A 17236-nucleotide genomic window follows, 5' to 3' on the forward strand; every position below is an offset into this window, starting at 1 on the left:
CCTTCACACCGGGGGGCGCCGGTGGCTCCAGGGTGATGCCTCCTCAAGATCGGCAGCCAGCCGCAGCAGCGTCTCGTCCCCGCCGAACGGGCCGGACAGCATGGAGCCGACCGGCAACCCATCCGGCGTCAGATGCAGGGGCAGCGAGATGGACGGGGTGCCCGACAGGTTCTGCAACGGTGTATAGGCGATATAGTCGAACATGTCGGCGAACAGCGCGTCGAAGTCGCGGGTACCGGCCAGATGACCCAGGAGCGGCGGCGGGCTGGCAACCACCGGGGTCAGCAGCACGTCGCAAGTCTCGAAGAACCGCGCCACCGCCCGCGTCACCTCCCCGATCCCGGCATAGCATTCACCAAGCTGCACCGGGTCCATCATCGCCGCCCGCTCCGCCAGCCCCAGCGCCCAGGGTTCCAGCAGGCCGGACAGGTCGCGCCCGCCGGCAGCCGCCCGGCAATGTTCCACCCCGTCACGGGCCAGGAACTGCCAGAGCAGCCGGAACAAATCCCCCGCCGCGCAGAGATCGGCGGGCAGATGGTCGATCCGTTCGACATGGTGCCCCAATTCGGCGCAGAGCCGGGCGGTGCGGTCGATGGCATCCGCCACCGCCGGGTCCGGCAGGGCACCGTTCATGCCGCGATTGCACTGGACGATACGCAACGGCCCCGGCTTGGCCTGCTGTTGCACATGCGCCGGGCGCAGCCAGCGGGCGAACCAGGCCGTATCGCGCACCGACCGGGTCAGCATGGCATCACTGACCAGGATATCCTCCAGCAGGTGAAAGCCACGCGCGCGCAGATTGGCGCCGCGCGACGGCTTCAGCCCCACGACACCGCAGCACGACGCCGGAATGCGGATCGACCCGCCACCATCGGCCGCATGCGCCACCGGTACCATGCCCGACGCCACGGCCACCGCCGCACCGCCGCTGGACCCGCCCGCCGACCGGGTGCGGTCCCAGGGATTGGCCGTCGGCCCCAGCAATGCTGATTCCGTGGTGGGCAACAGGCTGAATTCCGGCACGGCACTCTTGCCCAGCAGCAGCAGCCCCGCCGCATCCAGCCGGTCGGCCAGCGCAAATTGCGATGCGGCCACCGGTGCATCGGCCAGGAAACGGGACCCGCATTCCATGGGCAGGCCCGTATAGGGCAAACTGTCCTTGACCAGCCAGGGAATACCCTGCATCCGCCCTGCCCCGTGCCGTGCACCCGTCTGGCGGCGGGCCAAATCGAAGCTGCGATGGCTGACGGCGGTCAGGCCGGGGTCCACCGCCTCGATCCGGGCGGTCGACAGTTCGCGCAACTCGTCTGCCGTCAAATGTCCGTGCGACAGCAGTTCGGCCTGTGCATGCGCATCCAGGAAAAGAATATCGGCCCCATCGACCATGGGCTGTCCCCTTGCCATCCGGTTTGGAAGATTCATAATTCACATTACGGTGATAATTGTTATACGTATCGGAAGCCGGGTGTCAACGCCACCTGCGGAACCGGTCCGGCATAAGGTTTAAGAAGCCAAGGGGGAATTCATTGGTCATGCGATGCAAGACGAAACTGATGGCGCTCGCCCTGGCCGCCACCCTGTCGCTGGGTGGTGCCGGGATAGCCTATGCGCGTGCCGGAGAAGCGGAAATCCGCTGGGACGAATGGGACGTGGCCCATGTCAGCGCGCCCGACGATGTCGCGGCGATGCGGGCCCTGGGCTGGGCGCAGATGCAGGCCAATGGCAACCTGATGCTGTCGCTCTATGCCCGTGCCCGTGGCCAGGCGGCGGAATATTGGGGGGCGGACTGGGCCGCGTCGGACATCCGCTTGGCTACGGCCGGCCTTCCCGATGCCGGTCGGGCCTGGGAAAAGCATCTGACATCGTCGGAACGCGCCCGCATTGCCGCCTTCATTGACGGCGCCAACGCCTATGCCGCCCGCCATCCCGACCGTATTACGGCGGAAAACAAACCGATCCTGCCGCTGCGACTGTCGGACCCGTTGATGCATGTGCTGCATGTCGTGGTCGGCACCTATGTTGCCGGTGCTCAGGTGCAGAAGGCCCTGACCCTGCCGACGCTCACCAAGCCGGAAGACCCCAAGGGATCGAACGCCTATGCCGTGGCCCCTTCGCGGTCGGCCAGTGGCGAGGCCATGCTGCTGATCAATCCGCATCTGCCCTGGGGCGATCTTTATACCTGGTTCGAGGCGCAGATATCGGTGCCCGGTCATTCCTATTACGGGGTGGCGCAGGTCGGCTCCCCCTTCCTGGGCATCGCCTTCAATGAACAAGGCGGCTGGACCCATACGGTGAACCAGTTCGATGGTGCCGACCTCTATCAACTGACGCTCGACGATGACCGCTACCAGATCGACGGACAATGGCGGGACCTGGAGAGCGAGACGAGGACCATCAAGGTGCGCGGCGCGGATGGGCGCCTGACCAGACAGGACATCACCATCCAGCGTTCCATCCACGGCCCCCTGATCCGGCGCGAGGGCAACAGTGCGCTTGCCCTGCGGCTGGTCGGTTTGGACAGTTACGGCCTGATCCAGCAATATTGGGACATGGCCAAGGCCGATGGCGTGGACGCGTTCGAGGCGGCGACGCGACGGCTGCAGATGCCATTCTTCAACACCATCTATGCCGGCCGCGCTGGCGACATCTATTACCTTTATGGCGGGCGGTTCCCCAAACGGGGCCAAGGGGATCACGCCTTCTGGGAAGGGATCGTTCCCGGCAACCGCTCGGCCTTCCTGCCCGACGGGTTCCTTGCCTATGAACAGGTGCCGCATTTCCGCAATCCGCCGGGTGGCTTCATCCAGAATGCCAACGACCCGCCCTGGCTGACCAGCCTGCCACAGGTGCTGAAACCTGGCGATTATGTAGCGGATATCGCGCCGCTACCGGCGCTGGACTGGCGGGCACAGCAATCGCTGCGTCAGATCGCCGACCGGCCGAAGATCAGCTTCGACGATCTGGTCGAAATGGAACGGTCGACGAAGGTGGAATCCGCCGACCGGTTGCTGCCCGACCTGCTGTCGGCGGCGGCGACATCCACCGACCCGCTGGTCACCCAAGCGGCCAAGGTTCTGGCGTCCTGGGACCGGCGGGGCGAGGCGGCCAGCCGGGGCGCCATCCTGTATGGCGTCTGGGCGCGCAAGCTGTTGGACCAGGAACCCGGCCGGACCTTCGCCGCGCAATGGTCGCCCGACCGGCCGCTGGCCACGCCCAGCGGCCTTGCCGATCCCGACCTGGCCTTGCGCCTGCTGACCGATGCGGCGCGTGAGGTGCAGGAACGCTACCAACGGCTGGATGTGGCCTATGGGGAGGCGGTGCGTTTGCGGCTGGGGCCGATCGACCTGCCGGCCTCGGGCGGGGATGTCTATCTGGGCTCCTACCGCGCCAGTTGGCATGGCAAGGGGCCGGACGGGGTCAATCAGGTCCGGGGCGGCAATTCCTTCGTCGCCGCCGTATCCTTCGGCCCGCGCCTGCGCGCCGTCGGGCTGCTGCCCTATGGCAATGCCACGGCCCCCGGCTTCGAGGGTGCGGCCGCCCAATTGCGCCTGTTCTCCGACAACAAGCTCCGCCCCATCCATTTCTACCCGGATGAGGTGGCACAGCACACGGTGCGGACCGAAACCGTTCCCGCCGGAAAGGGCAAATGATGACCCGGTTCACCGTCACCGTGGCGCCCGAACGACGCCCGCTGGCCCGCCCCTTCGTCATCGCACGGGGCACCATCACCGATGTCGAATTCGTCACCGTCAAGCTGGTGGCCGACGGTCATACGGGCTGGGGCGAAAGCTGTCCGGTCCCCTATTTCGGGGAATCCGTGGAAGGCGTCATCGCCCTGGCGCAGAAGACGGGCAAGGCCCTGGCACGGGGGGAGGATTGGCTGGACATCCATGACCTGTGTCCCCCCGGTGCCGCGCGCAATGCGCTGGATTGCGCCTGGTGGGATTGGCAGGCCAAATCCAAGCATAGTGCCGCCTGGGAATTGCTGGGCCTGCCGGCGCCTAAGCCCACCATCACCGCCTTCACGATCGGCATCGATACGCCCGATGTGATGGGCACGCGGGCGGCAGAGGCGGCGGCGAAACATTCCCTGCTGAAGATCAAGCTGGGGACAGCCGGCGGCGATGTCGAGCGTATCCGCGCCGTCCGCGCCGCCGCCCCGCGCACCACCCTGATTGCCGATGCCAATGAGGGCTGGACGGTCGAGGACCTGACCGTCGCCATGCCGGTCCTGGCCGAATGCGGCTTCGCCATGCTGGAACAGCCCTTCAAGGCGGGCCAGGACGCGGTCCTGGCTGGGATCACCCGCCTGATGCCCATCGCGGCGGATGAATCCTGCCATGTCGCGGCCGATGTCGCGCGCATCGCCCCCTTCTACGACATGGTCAATGTGAAACTGGACAAGACCGGCGGCCTGACGGAGGCGCTGCGTCTGCTGGATGCGGCCAGGGCCGCCGGTAAGGAAGCGATGGTCGGCTGCATGCTGGGCACGTCGCTGGCCATGGCGCCGGCCCTGCTGCTGGCCGGGCGCTGCCTTTATGCCGATCTGGATGCGCCCTTGCTGATGGGATCGGACCGCGATGCGGCCCTGATCTATGAGGGCGACCGGGTTCTTCCACCGACACCCGCCCTGTGGGGTTGAAGGATAATATTGATGAAGAAGATCATCCTCAGCGCCGCCCTGACCGGCGGCCATGATGTCAGCCCACGCTATCCGGCGGCGCTGAATTACCCGATCACGCCGGCCCAGATCGCCGCCGATGCCATCGCCGTGGCCAGACGCGGGGCGGCCATCGTCCATATCCACGCCCGCGATCCGCAGACGGGCAAGCAGACACGGTCCATCCCGATCTACCGGGAAATCTGCGACCGCATCCGCGACAGCGGCGTCGATGTCATCATCAACCTGACCTGCGGGCATGCCGCCTATTTCCTGCCCGACCCGGCCGATGAAAGCCGCGCCGCGCCGGGCAGCGATGTCGGCAGCGTCGATGAGCGTGTCGCCCATATCGAGGCCTGCAGGCCGGAAATCTGCACCCTGGACGTGACCACGGCCAATCAGGTCGATGGCGGCGTGGATTTCGTCTATCTCAACACCCCGCGCACGCTCCGCGCCATGGCGGAACGGTTCCGGGCGGCGGGCGTGAAGCCGGAACTGGAAGTGTTCCAGGCCGGCGACGTGCTGCTGGCCCGGCACCTTTACGAACAGGGTGTGCTGGCAGGCCCGCCCTTGTTCCAGTTCGTGCTGGGCGTGAAATGGGGCGCACCAGCCACGCCGCAGAGCATGATCTATATGCGCGATCTGCTGCCGCCCGAGGCCGTGTGGGCGGGGTTCGGCATCGCGGCCCTGCAGATGCCGATGGTGGCACAGGCGGCTTTGCTGGGCGGCAATGTCCGGGTCGGGCTGGAGGATAATATCTATCTGCGCCAGGGCCGCTTTGCCACCAACGCGCAACTGGTCCGCCGCGCGGCGATCATTCTGACCAGCATGGGGTTCGAACTGGCCACACCGGCGGAGGCCAGAATGATCCTGGGCCTGCCGCCGCGCTGATCGGGTCTATTGGATACGGACGAAGTAGATCCGTCCGTCCGCCAGATGGCGAAAATCGACGTGCCGCGCATAGGTGGGAAACTGTGCGCGGTAGCGTCGCCGGCGCAACCCGTCCGCGTCCATATCTTCCTGCACCAGGACGAAACCGGTCATGGTTTCAACCTGTCTGGCGGTCAGTTGCGGGATCACATAATCCCGATCGGCCGCCAGATGCAGCGCCTGTTCCGGTGCGAACAGCGCCTGATCCAGGGGCTGTTCGGCGCGGGTGACGATGGATCTGGCCTGCGCCGTCAGGGCTGGTTCCGTGTCGGCAATGGGTGACAGCGACAGGGGCGTGGTCCCGCCCGCATATTGTTCCAGTAGTCGCCAGGCGATGATGGACGCCGCCGGCGTATCGGCATTGGCCACCGCCATGATCGACAGGTCGCGGTGGGGGATGCGGATATGCATGGTGCGGAAGCCGGGCACGCTGCCGCCATGATAGAGCAGTGATTTGCCATCCGGCATGCGGTCCAGCATCCAGCCCAGCCCATAGGGGATCGGCCGGCCTGTGGACAGGCGAACAGGTGTCGCCATCGCGTCCAGGCTGGCATTGGAAATGACCTTGCCACCATGCAGAACACCGACCCAGGGCGCCACATCGCGCATCGACATCAGGATGCCGCCCGCCGCGACCGACGAGACCTGCCCGCTCATGCGGGTGGCATGGGTGTAATGCCCGTCGATCCAGGAATGGGGCTCGGCCCGGCCGGAAATGGGGATATCCGCCTGATCCACACGGCTGTCGGTCAGGCCGTTGGGGCGGAACAGGTCATCGCCGACGATGTGGGCGTAATCCTTGCCGGCAAGGTCCTCCAGAATATAGCCGACCAGCACATAGGCGGCGTTGGAATAGTTCCAGGCCGTCCCCGCATCGAATTCCGCCGGATAGTCGCGCATCAGCCGGTGGAACCTGTCCCGGTCGAAGGGCCGGTCCCATTCGATGGCCTCGCTGTAATCGGGAAAGCCGCTTGTATGGTCCAGCAGGCTGCGGAACGGGCGGCTGGCCAGATGTGGCGGCAGCTTCGGTGCGTAATCGCCGACGGGGGCGTCCAGCGACAGCTGGTCCCGCTCCACCAGGCGCAGGGCGGCGGCCACGGTGATGTGCTTGCCCACCGACCCGGTATGGAACAGCGTCCGGTCGGTGACCGCCACACCCAGGCCCAGGCTGGCCCGCCCCCGCGCGATGCTGGCGATGGTCCGGCCGCCCTTTATGATGGTCACGGCGATGCCCGGCGCGTGATGTTCGGCCATCACATCCCCGATCCAATCCAGATCATCGGCGCGTGACGCGGTTGCGGCAGTGGCGAGCGCCAGACTACCCGTGAACAGGCCGCGCCGTGACAGGTTCATCGATTGCATTTCTCGATTCGGCCCCCGTACCGTGCCATAGATATTGTTGCCGCGATAATATCACCGGGCGCCATGAGCCCGGTCCCGACAGGTTCCCGTGCCTGCATCCATCGATGTGCCGATGGAGGTTGTCACACGATTATCATCATGGCAATAATGTATTCAGCATCGTGATATGACCGGGAATGGCAGATGATCCAGACGCCCACCTTGATTCTTGATACCGAAAAGCTGCGCGCCAATGCCGCGCGCATGCAGACGGCGACCGACCGTCACCGCGTGCTGCTGCGCCCGCATGTGAAGACCAGCAAAAGCATCGATGTCGCCCGCGTGCTGCTGGGCGACGGGCCGGCGGCGATCACCGTTTCCACGCTGCGGGAGGCGGAGTTCTTCCTGTCCCACGGCATCCGCGACCAGATCTATGCCGTCGGCATCACGCCCAACAAGCTGGACCGCATCTTCGCCCTGCGCGACCAGGGGGCGGATCTGAAGATCATCCTGGACAATGTGGAGGCGGCGAAGGCCGTCGCTTCGGCCTGTGCGGCGCGCGGCGCCTCCCTGCCCGTCCTGATCGAGATCGACAGCGATGGTCATCGCGGCGGCGTGCGCCCCGATCAGGTGGTGGAACTGACCGCCATCGCCGTCAGCCTGGGTCGGCATGTGGAACTGAAGGGCGTGCTGACCCATGCCGGCGGCAGCTATGCCGCGCGGTCGGAAGCCGACCTACGCCGCTATGCCCGCCTGGAACGCGATGGTGCGGTGGCCGCCGCCAACCATCTGCGTGACGCCGGCTACCGGATCGACATGGTCAGTGTCGGATCGACACCGACGGCCCTGTTTACCGAGGATCTGTCGGGGGTGACGGAGGTGCGGGCCGGGGTCTATGGCTTCTTCGATCTGGTGATGGCCGGCATCGGTGTCTGTGACACCAGCGAGATCGCCATCGGCGTGCTGGCCAGCGTCATCGCCGTACAGCCGGACAAGGGCCAGATATTGATCGATGCCGGCTGGATGGCGCTGTCGCGCGACCGGGGCACGGCATCGCATCCCGTCGATCAGGGTTACGGCCTGGTCTGCACGCCCGATGGCCAGCCCTATCCGGACCTGCTGGTGCTGTCCGCGAACCAGGAACATGGCGTGGTCGGGCTGCGGCCCGGCAGCGGCGCGCCCCTGCCCCCTCTTCATGTCGGCGATCTGGTGCGCATCCTGCCCAACCATGCCTGCGCCACCGCCGCCCAGCATGCCGGATACGATCTCTGGGATGCGGCGTCGGGCACGATCCAGGGGCATTGGCCCCGCATCCAGGGATGGTGACGATGAAACACATCCTGAAGGCCGGCACGCTGGAAGCCGGCGGCCATTACGCGCTGGCTACCATCGCCGGCGACCTGATGTTCGTGTCCGGCCTGCTGCCCACCCGACCGGGGCGTGATCACGCACTGGTGACAGCACCCTTCGCCGATCAGATGACGCAAGTCTTCGCCCATCTGGACGCCATCCTGGCGGAGGCCGAGGCCACCCGCGACCAGGTCGCCAAGCTGTCGGTCTATCTGGCTGACATCACGCATTGGCCGGAATGCAACACGCTCTGCGCCCGCTACTTCGCCGATTCCCGGCCCGCACGCTGCATCGTGCCGGTGCCGACGCTGCATTACGGCTATCTGCTGGAGATCGAGGCGGTGGTGCATCTGACCATCTGATCGGCCCGCCTGCCGATTTGGCCACAACACCAGTTGACAATATCACCATAATATTAAAAATGACCTCCGCCGGGCCAATCGGCACATAACGATAAGGGGGAGGTTTTCCGTGACGAGAACGAAGGGAGACATGTCGTGACGAAGAAGATGGGTTGGGCGGCGTCGGTATCCTGCGCGGCGTTGATGCTGGCCAATGCCGCATCCGCCGTGGCGCAGGACACCAAGCCCGCCGCCAAGCAGGATTCCGAGACCATGCTGTCCGAGATCCTGGTGATCGGCCGCCGGTCGGAGAGTTTCGCCAATGACAAGGCGCTGGCCAGCATCCGGGAAACACCCAGTTCGGTGACCCTGATCGACAGCGAGCGGCTGGAGAAGCAGAACCTGCTGACCCTGGACGATCTGCTGAAGCAGACGGCCGGCGTCACGGTGGTGCGCAACATCTCCACCTATCCGCGCTTCTTCGCGCGCGGGTTCCAGATTTCCAGCTTCCTGATCGACGGCACACCGCAGCAGGGCTTCGCCTCGGCCCCCTATTCGCTGCCGGACCTGTTCCTGTTCGACCATGTCGAATTCCTGCGCGGGCCCTCGGCCCTGTTCAGCGGTTCGGGCAGCCCAGGCGGCAGTATCAACCTGGTGCGCAAGCGTCCGAAGAAGGAATTCGCCCTGGCCGGTTCGGTCAGCACCGGTTCCTGGGATTTCTATCGCGGGGAGATCGACGTCTCCACGCCGCTGAACGACGATGGTTCCGTCCGTTCACGCGTCGGTGCGATGATCCAGGATGCGGGCGAATTCACCGACAATTACAAGAAGGACCGCCGCAACATCTTCGGTGCCGTCGATGTCGACCTGGGCGAGGAAACCACCCTCAGCGTCGGTGGCTATTACGACGATTACGAGACGACGCTGTCCACCGGCCTGCCTGGACAGACCGGCGTCGGCCTGCTGGACCTGCCGCGCGACACCTATCTGGGTGGTGACGGCAACGAGGCGCGAACCAAGCTGGCCCAGGGCTATGTGCAGTTGAGCCACGATTTCGGCGGCAGCTGGAAAGGCCGCGCCACGGTCCAGTATAACGACCTGAAGCGCGACGAATTCTACCTGTTCTCGCGCGGGCCGGTGACCACGGCCAATGCCGGCAAGCTGAACATGGAAACCTATGCCGGCACGCATGACGCGGACTCGCTGTCCGGCGATGTCAGTCTGACCGGCCAGTATGAGCTGTTCGGCCGGCCCGCCGGCCTGATCATGGGCGGCGATTATCAGCGGTCGGATTGGAAATTCGCGTCGAACTACGCCTATGCGCAGACCCCGCCGCTGCTGATCGACGTCTTCAATCCCGTGCCGCCGCCGCTGCCCAATTTCACGGTCGGCCCCAACAGCCCGGATTATTACCAGGGCCGGGAGATCATGGAACAGTATGGATTCTATGGTCAGACCCGCATCCAGCCGATCGAGGATTTCACCATCGTGGCCGGCGGCCGCGTGGGCTGGGTGACCTACAAGGCGCAGGATTTCGACCTGACGCCCAACGGCATCTATTCCGTTGATGGCAAGCTGTCGCCCTATTTGGGCCTGGTCTATGACCTGACCGAGGACATCGCCGCCTATGGCAGCTATGCCGACGTGTTCGAGCCGCAATCGGCCTTCGACCGCAATGGCGACCCGCTGGGCCCCGTCAGCGGCAAGCAGCTGGAAGCCGGCATCAAGGCCAATGTGTTCAGCAACCGTTTCCTGCTGACCGCCGCCATCTACCGCATCCGGCAGAGCAACCGCGCCGTGGCCGACCCGGTCGATGTGAACGCCTCCATCGCGTCGGGCCTGGTCCAGGGCAAGGGGTTCGAGGTCGAGCTGAACGGCCGTGTCACCACCGAATGGACGATCAGCGGCGGCTATAACTACAACAAGAATGCCGTGCTGTCGGATACCAACCCGCTGCTGGTCGGCACGCAGTTCACGCCGGTCACGCCCAAGCATTCCATCAAGCTGTTCACCGATTACGCCTTCGCGCAGGAGACGTCCCTGGCGGGCTTCAGCGTCGGTGGTGCCATCACCCTGAACAGCAAGCAGCGCGGCACCAGTGTCGAACAGGACGGGTATTTCGTGGCCGACCTGCGCGCCGGCTATGATTTCACCGAGAACCTGACCCTGACGGTCAATGTCAACAACATGTTCGACAAGAAATACTACTCGGAAATCCGCGACCTGCGGTTCAACAACTGGTACGGCACGCCGCGCAGCGCCTTCGTGACGCTGAACGCCAAGTACTGATGCCTGAACGCGCCCGTTGACCGATCACGGTCAGCGGGCGCTTCCACTTTCGCCAACCGGGATGACCCCATGCCTTCTTCCGATACCCAGGAACTCCGCTCACGGCTGGGCCAAGCAACCATCGTGACCGATATGGTGTTCGTCTATGAGCCGCCCATCGGCAATGGCGACAACCTGTTCCCGTATTATCAGGCAGCTGGGGTCGATTTCATCCAGTGCCACCCGGCCGGCGACGACCACAATATCTCCCAGGCCATCCAGCGCATCGCCCGGCTGCGCCGCGATGTCAGGAAACGGGAAGATTGTCTGCTGGTCCACAGTATCGAGGACATCGAACAGGCCAAGGCGGCCGGCAAGCTGGCCGTGGGTATCCAGTTGGAAGGGTTCCGCTGTATCGAGCGCAACCTGGATATGATCGATCTCTATTACGATCTGGGCGTGCGGCTCTGCCACCCGATCTTCAATATCGTGAACTCCATCGGCGGCGGCTGCACCGATGGCGACGATCTGGGCCTGACCCGTTTCGGCCGCCGCGTGGTCGAGCGGATGAACGATGTCGGCATGATCGTCGATGGCGCCCATGCCGGCGTGCGATCGCAACTGGACATGATCGAGACCTCCCGTGATCCGGTGGTCTGTTCCCATCATGGCATGCGCGCCATCCATCCCCATGCCCGCAACCTGACCGATGAGGTGGTGCGGGCCTGCGCGGCGCGCGGCGGTGTCGTGGGGCTGACGGGGGCGGGTTATTACCTGGGCGGGCAGCCTGACGCCGACCGCCTGTTCGCCCATGTCGATTATGCGGTGCAGATGGTGGGGGCCGGTCATGTCGGCCTGGGCCTGGACTGGACCGCCGATGCCGGATTGCTGGAACGCGCCTTCGCGTCGGCGCCGGATGTCTGGGGTCCGCTGGAGAACTGGCAGCCCATCGCCTTTTTCGGGCCCCAGATGCTGTGGGACTTGGTCGCGAAGATGGATGAGGCCGGCTATGGCGACGCGGCGATTAAGGGCATCATCGGCGGCAACTGGATGCGCATCGCAGGGGCCGTGTGGAAATGAAGCCGATCTTCCGTCTGTTCGTCGCCGCCTGTCTGCTGCTGCCGGGTTGCGGGACCACGGTACCAGAAAAGCCGGCGGTACAGGCCGAGGCGGCCCAGCTTTTCGACGGCTATCGCCGCGGCGTGCCCTATTACCAGTTGGAAATCGCGGACGGACGGTATTACACGCTGCGACGCTGGAACCCGAAGGATGCCGCCTGGGGCCCGGATGTCGCCGCCACTGAAGCCGATCTCGCCCAGCGTACGGCGGATTTCAAGCTGAACGGCGCCCTGACCGGCCTGATCCCCGCTTTGTCGCGGATCAAGGCGGTAGGCTGGCGCGATCTGGACGCCGCCTCCTGGCCGGGCTCCACCGCCGTCTATGTCCGCCACGCCCGCATCGCGCGGAGCATTGGCGGGCGTGAGGTCGCGGTGACGCGCTGGGCGCAGAAGGATGCCACCGACCCGATGGACCTGTTCATCGCCGATGACGGCATGCTGGTCGCCGCCATCGACGTCAATGACGATACGGTCATGGTCCGGCGGGGGTTTGAGGCTTTCACCAATGTTGCCGCCTGGCAGGCGCCGGGCATGTCGCAGCCGATCCATGGCTATGACGCGCTGGACTTGGCAATGATGCCAACGCGCAATGGTGAAAGGCTGGCCACCCGCGTCTATCTGCCCAAGGGTGCGGGAGCCAAGGGCCCCTTCCCCACCATCCTGGTCCGCAACCCCTATGGCATTTCCGACCTGCTGGGCCGGTATGAGCAATATGTGGTCAAGGGCTATGCCGTCGTGTTGCAGGCAGTGCGCGGTACGGCCTATTGGGACCCCGAATCCCGGTCGGAAGGCACGGCACGCCTGCAATTGCAGGAACATGAGGATGGTGCCGACACGCTGGACTGGATCACGCAACAGCCCTGGTCCAACGGGTCGGTCTGCATGCAGGGTCTCTCCTATCACGGCTTCACGCAATGGGCCGCCGCCATGGCGCGTAACCCGGCGCTGAAATGCGTTGTGTCGGAAAGCACGCTGGGCACCGCCTTCGGCGACCAGCCCTATATGGGCGGCACCTTCATCCAGGGCACGCCCTTCTACCTGTTCTGGATGTTCGACCGCAAGCTGCTGCCCGGCCGTACCTGGCCGGACGTGCTGCGCCACCGGCCCATCCGCGACCTGGATGTCTATGCCACGGGAACGGAACTACCGGCCTGGCGTGGGGCGATCGAGCATTGGAAGAACGACGAATATTGGCAGCCGCAGAACTGGTTCCTGGACCAGGGCCCGCGCGACTTCGCGGCACTGGAGATCAGCGGCTGGTTCGATGACGACTTCCCTGGCACGCGCAGCACCTGGGCGATGATGAGCCGATACGGGACCAAGCCCAACCGCCTGATGATCGGCCCGTGGAAGCACAGCTACAACCATGACCGCACGCTGAACGGCTATGCCTTCGGCGCCAATGCCCTGCGGGACGATATCTGGCTGACCAAGCAGAAATGGTACGACCATTACCTGAAGGGCGTGGCCAACGGCGTCACCGACAAGGTGGTCGATTATTTCGTCCTGGGCAGCAATGAATGGCGACAGGCCAGCGCCTGGCCGCCCAAGGAAGCCCAGCCGCGCGCCTTCTATTTCCACAGCGACGGCAAGGCGGCGCGGGATTCCAATGCAGGATTGTTGACCACCACGGTACCGTCAGGCCCGCAGCCGGTCGATGCCTACAGCTACGACCCGGCCGATCCGCCGCGCAACTGGTACAATTTCGACCTGATGGGCGAATATGCCGATGTGCAGACATTCCCCTATGATTTCAAGGATATCGAGGATCGCGGCGACGTCGTGACCTATACCAGCGCCCCGCTGGAAGCAGACATGACCATCGCCGGCGATGTGAAGCTGATCCTCTATGCCTCCACCGATGTGAAGGACACCGACTGGTGGGCGCACATATCGGATGTGGATGCGGACAACCGGTCCAACCGCCTGACCATGGGCGTCATCCGCGCTCGGTTCCGCAAGCTGGAGGACCCGGATTTCCATGTGTTCGGCCAGAATTTCACCGAGGCGCATCCCCTGTCGGGCAAGCTGAAGGATGTCGTGCGCTATGAGATCAGCCTCAAGGCCATCGCCAACACCTTCCGCAAGGGCCATCGCATCCGCATCGCGGTGATGAACGCCATGGATAATTACTCCTTCCCCAATTCCAACACCGGCGGGATCGAGGCGGACGTGACCGAAACCAAGGTCGGGCGGATGCAGATCCATCACGCAATGGGTGCCGCCAGCCACGTGATCCTGCCGGTGATGCCGCAATGAAAGGGCACCCTATGCAGTCGCAATTCCGCCTGGGCATCATCGGCCTGGGGCTGGTGGCCAAGGAACATATCGCCGCCTATCAGGAGCTGGACGGCATCCGCATTGTCTCCGTCTGCGACGTCAATGCAGACGCGGCCCGGCATTGGGGCCAAGCGCTGGATGCCGCCCATTACACCGACTATCGCGACCTGCTGGCCAGGGGCGGGGTCGATCTGGTCCTGGTGCTGACGCCAGCTTCCACCCATCGCCCGATTGTCGAGGCCGCTGCCGCCGCCGGCTTCCCCATCCTGTGCGAAAAGCCGCTGGCCGTGACGGTGGAAGATGGCGTGGCCATGGTGGCGGCCTGTACCCGGCATGGGGTAAAGCTGTTCTACGGCTCCATCTATCGCTATCTGCCGGCGGTGCGCACGGCCAAGGCGCTGATCGACCAGGGTGCCATCGGCAATATCCAGGTGATGACCGAACAGATGATCGGCGGCAATGGTGCCGCCGCCTATCGCCAACTTGCCCCCGTGCATTATCCCCATGGCGGGCCGGGCGGTTCCGGGATGGGGCTGGTCGATCATGGCGTGCATCTGATCGATGTCTTCTCCTGGTTCACCGGCGGGGCGCCGGTGCAGGTGATGGGCAGCGGGCAGATTTCCGGCGCCCCCTTGCGGTCCGAACATCTGACCATGCGCTTTGCCGGCGGGGCCATGGGGCACCTGATCTATAATGCCGGCACCTATTCGACATATCTGCCGAACGAGGGCATGTTTTCCGGAGGGATGAGCTGGCTGACTGATGGCAGCCTGGCGCCGCCCGGCACCTGGCTGGGGGAGCCGGGGTCGATCTCCGTCCATGGCACGACCGGCAGCCTGCGCATCTTCCATTTCGCCAATGCCCTGTTCCTGAACCAGGGCAAGGGCATGCGCCAGATCGCGCTGGAAGGCCGCCCCTGCCCCGACCATTTCGCCACGCAGTTGGAAGATTGCATCGCCGCCATCCGGGACGACCGCGCCCCGTCGATCGGGGGCGAGGATGCGTTGCGCGCCCTGCGCGTCATCGAAGCGGCCTACCACTGATCGATTGAGGGAGAAGAGACATGGACAGGATCGAACTGGCATCCTTCATGGACGGGCTGCGCGAGACGGTAAGCAAGGCCACGCCCGAACAATGCCTAGAGCCGATGAGCGGCACCGTCACCCAGGTGCGCGGCTTCCAATCCATCGCCCGTTTCGGCGATGTCGAGACTTTGGTGGATGAGCCGACCGTGTTCGGCGGCACCGGCACCGCCCCCAACCCGGCGGAAATCGCCCTGGCCGGCCTGGGCGCCAGCATCCAGGTGACGATGCTGTGCTACGCCGCCCACCTGAGCATCGATGCCACCGACATCGTGGTGAAACTGGCCGGCGCCCTGGATGCGCGCGGCTTCTTCGACATGTCGCCGGACGTGCCCGTGGGGTTTTATGAGGTGACGGCGGATGTCACCTACAAAGGATCGGCCAGCGAAGCCCAGGTGGCGCAGCTTCTGGATTATGTGAACCGCTGCTGCCCCGTGCTGGCTGTGTTCCGCCAGCCGATGCAGGTCAAGCTGTCGATGCGGCAGGTTCCATGAGGCAAGGCATGATCCGCGCGGCCCTGTGCGCCCTGGCCCTGTTCTGGGCCGCACCTTCCTTCGCCGATGCGCCGTCCAGCCCACGCCTTGAAGCACTGGCCCGCGATACCGGGCCGGCGCGGCTGGAACAGTTCTGGACGGAGATGGCGGCCAAAGGCACCCCGCTGGTCGAACCGGCGGCGGGCGATCCCGGCCGCGCCATCGTCACCTTCCTGTGGCGTGGTCCGTCGGATGCGGCGGCACCCGGTGTGTTCGGCGTGTTCAACGAGGTGCCCTGGACCAGCGGCGACCCGATGCGGCATCTGGCCGGCACGGATATCTGGTTCCGCACCTACGATCTGCCCGCCGCCCTGCGCTCCCCCTACACCCTGATCGGTTCCCGCACCGCCCTGCCACAACTGACCTGGCAGCGGGAATGGCAGGGGGAGACACAGACTTACGACCTTTTCCTGGACCCGCTGAACCAGCGGACCATCGACGACATCTATTACCGCCGCCTGACCCACGACAATGTGTTCGAAGGACCGGCGGCCCCACCGGAGGCTTGGGAGAACGCCGCCAAGCCGATGCGCGGCCAGGTGGTCGAATTCGAACTGGCCAGTACGATCCTGGGCAACAGCCGCAAGATCGTCGTATACCAGCCGCCAGGCAGCGCATCCGGTAAAAAGCCCGGCCTGCTGCTGCTGTTCGACGGCCTGTCCTACCGCACGCCGGGCATGGTGCCGGAGATGCTGGACGGGCTGATCGCGCAGGGCAATATCCCGCCGCTGGTGGCGGTGATGGTGGACAGCCTGTCCCCCGATCTGCGCCAGGCGGAACTGAATGCCAGTAAACCGTTCGAACGGTTCGTGGTCACCGAACTGATGCCCATCATCCGCCAGCGTTTCGATATTTCTCCCGACCCGCGCGATGCCATCGTCGCCGGCGCCAGCCGGGGTGGGTTGGCCGCCGGGTCGATGGCGCTGCGCCATCCCGACCTGTTCGGCAATGTCATCGCCCAGTCCGCCGCCTTCTGGTCGGCGCCCGACGAGAAGGACCATGAGACCGACTGGCTGGCCCGGCAATATCTGGCCCTGCCCCGCCCCCTGCCCGTGCGTTTCTATATCCAGCCCGGATCGATGGAGAGTGTCGACGGCATGCGGGGCCCCAACCGGCGGTTCCATGACATGCTGGCGGCCAAGGGCTACCAAAGCTGCTATCGCGAATTCCTGGGCGGTCACAACTTCCTGCATTGGCGCATGGCGCTGCCCGAAGCCATCATCGCGATGACCCGGCCGCAAAACAGCGCGGATTTATGCAATGCGGGGCCACCACCGGGCTAAATTTGGCTGGCGGAAGCGGCAACCCGACTGTTAAGAAATACGGAATAATT

At 65.0% G+C, this 17236-nt stretch carries 13 protein-coding genes; 11 read left to right on the plus strand and 2 right to left on the minus strand.

What is annotated here, in order from left to right; translation table 11 throughout:
* Positions 1-3: 3 nt before the first annotated feature.
* Positions 4-1386: an amidase family protein gene (locus ACM9HJ_RS04975; RefSeq protein ID WP_416570592.1), complete on the minus strand. Its 1383-nt coding sequence runs from the start codon at positions 1384-1386 to the stop codon at positions 4-6.
* Between the two features lie 146 nt (positions 1387-1532).
* Between ACM9HJ_RS04975 and ACM9HJ_RS04980 the strand changes: the two genes are divergently transcribed.
* The 3 genes from ACM9HJ_RS04980 to ACM9HJ_RS04990 are packed head-to-tail and all read left to right on the plus strand — an operon-like array spanning position 1533 to position 5551.
* On the plus strand, positions 1533-3650 hold the full coding sequence (locus ACM9HJ_RS04980; RefSeq protein ID WP_416570593.1) for a penicillin acylase family protein: 2118 nt from the start codon (positions 1533-1535) through the stop codon (positions 3648-3650).
* Positions 3647-4642 carry an N-acetyl-D-Glu racemase DgcA gene (gene dgcA / locus ACM9HJ_RS04985; RefSeq protein ID WP_416570594.1) on the plus strand — a complete coding sequence of 332 codons (996 nt, stop codon included), beginning with the start codon at positions 3647-3649 and terminating at the stop codon, positions 4640-4642. Before ACM9HJ_RS04980 ends, dgcA begins: the two co-directional genes overlap by 4 nt.
* A 12-nt stretch (positions 4643-4654) precedes the next feature.
* On the plus strand, positions 4655-5551 hold the full coding sequence (locus ACM9HJ_RS04990) for a 3-keto-5-aminohexanoate cleavage protein (RefSeq protein WP_416570595.1): 897 nt from the start codon (positions 4655-4657) through the stop codon (positions 5549-5551).
* A 6-nt stretch (positions 5552-5557) separates the two neighbouring features.
* Here ACM9HJ_RS04990 and ACM9HJ_RS04995 read toward each other — a convergent pair whose 3' ends face one another.
* Complete coding sequence (locus ACM9HJ_RS04995) at positions 5558-6952, minus strand: serine hydrolase domain-containing protein (protein ID WP_416570596.1); 1395 nt, start codon at positions 6950-6952, stop codon at positions 5558-5560.
* 183 nt (positions 6953-7135) lie between these two features.
* Between ACM9HJ_RS04995 and ACM9HJ_RS05000 the strand changes: the two genes are divergently transcribed.
* From ACM9HJ_RS05000 to ACM9HJ_RS05035, 8 genes are all read left to right on the plus strand, one after another.
* Entirely contained in the window at positions 7136-8257 is a 1122-nt protein-coding gene (locus tag ACM9HJ_RS05000; RefSeq protein WP_416570597.1) for an alanine racemase, read from the plus strand.
* A gap of 2 nt (positions 8258-8259) precedes the next feature.
* Positions 8260-8643, plus strand: a complete 384-nt coding sequence (locus ACM9HJ_RS05005; protein WP_416570598.1) for a RidA family protein — start codon at positions 8260-8262, stop codon at positions 8641-8643.
* Between the two features lie 135 nt (positions 8644-8778).
* Positions 8779-10911, plus strand: coding sequence for a TonB-dependent siderophore receptor (locus tag ACM9HJ_RS05010; RefSeq protein WP_416570599.1), 2133 nt, complete (start codon positions 8779-8781; stop codon positions 10909-10911).
* A gap of 69 nt (positions 10912-10980) precedes the next feature.
* A complete protein-coding gene (locus ACM9HJ_RS05015) occupies positions 10981-11970 on the plus strand; it encodes a dipeptidase (RefSeq protein ID WP_416570600.1) in 990 nt (329 codons plus the stop codon).
* On the plus strand, positions 11967-14267 hold the full coding sequence (locus tag ACM9HJ_RS05020; protein WP_416570601.1) for a CocE/NonD family hydrolase: 2301 nt from the start codon (positions 11967-11969) through the stop codon (positions 14265-14267). Before ACM9HJ_RS05015 ends, ACM9HJ_RS05020 begins: the two co-directional genes overlap by 4 nt.
* A gap of 11 nt (positions 14268-14278) precedes the next feature.
* On the plus strand, positions 14279-15331 hold the full coding sequence (locus ACM9HJ_RS05025) for a Gfo/Idh/MocA family protein (protein WP_416570602.1): 1053 nt from the start codon (positions 14279-14281) through the stop codon (positions 15329-15331).
* Between the two features lie 20 nt (positions 15332-15351).
* Complete coding sequence (locus ACM9HJ_RS05030; protein WP_416570603.1) at positions 15352-15864, plus strand: OsmC family protein; 513 nt, start codon at positions 15352-15354, stop codon at positions 15862-15864.
* 8 nt (positions 15865-15872) lie between these two features.
* Positions 15873-17186, plus strand: coding sequence for an alpha/beta hydrolase-fold protein (locus ACM9HJ_RS05035; RefSeq protein WP_416570604.1), 1314 nt, complete (start codon positions 15873-15875; stop codon positions 17184-17186).
* The last annotated feature ends 50 nt before the right edge of the window (positions 17187-17236 follow it).

The sequence above is a fragment of the Niveispirillum sp. KHB5.9 genome, from assembly GCF_048066115.1.
Classification (GTDB): domain Bacteria; phylum Pseudomonadota; class Alphaproteobacteria; order Azospirillales; family Azospirillaceae; genus Niveispirillum.

Bases quoted from the DNA above. Each gene is read 5' to 3' on its own strand.
- ACM9HJ_RS05035 (WP_416570604.1), top strand. From the start codon at position 15,873: ATGATCCGCGCGGCCCTGTGCGCCCTGGCCCTGTTCTGGGCCGCACCT.
- ACM9HJ_RS04990 (WP_416570595.1), top strand. From the start codon at position 4,655: ATGAAGAAGATCATCCTCAGCGCCGCCCTGACCGGCGGCCATGATGTC.
- ACM9HJ_RS05025 (WP_416570602.1), top strand. From the start codon at position 14,279: ATGCAGTCGCAATTCCGCCTGGGCATCATCGGCCTGGGGCTGGTGGCC.
- ACM9HJ_RS05015 (WP_416570600.1), top strand. From the start codon at position 10,981: ATGCCTTCTTCCGATACCCAGGAACTCCGCTCACGGCTGGGCCAAGCA.
- ACM9HJ_RS05020 (WP_416570601.1), top strand. From the start codon at position 11,967: ATGAAGCCGATCTTCCGTCTGTTCGTCGCCGCCTGTCTGCTGCTGCCG.
- ACM9HJ_RS05030 (WP_416570603.1), top strand. From the start codon at position 15,352: ATGGACAGGATCGAACTGGCATCCTTCATGGACGGGCTGCGCGAGACG.
- dgcA (WP_416570594.1), top strand. From the start codon at position 3,647: ATGATGACCCGGTTCACCGTCACCGTGGCGCCCGAACGACGCCCGCTG.
- ACM9HJ_RS04980 (WP_416570593.1), top strand. From the start codon at position 1,533: ATGCGATGCAAGACGAAACTGATGGCGCTCGCCCTGGCCGCCACCCTG.
- ACM9HJ_RS04995 (WP_416570596.1), bottom strand. From the start codon at position 6,952: ATGCAATCGATGAACCTGTCACGGCGCGGCCTGTTCACGGGTAGTCTG.
- ACM9HJ_RS05000 (WP_416570597.1), top strand. From the start codon at position 7,136: ATGATCCAGACGCCCACCTTGATTCTTGATACCGAAAAGCTGCGCGCC.
- ACM9HJ_RS04975 (WP_416570592.1), bottom strand. From the start codon at position 1,386: ATGGTCGATGGGGCCGATATTCTTTTCCTGGATGCGCATGCACAGGCC.
- ACM9HJ_RS05005 (WP_416570598.1), top strand. From the start codon at position 8,260: ATGAAACACATCCTGAAGGCCGGCACGCTGGAAGCCGGCGGCCATTAC.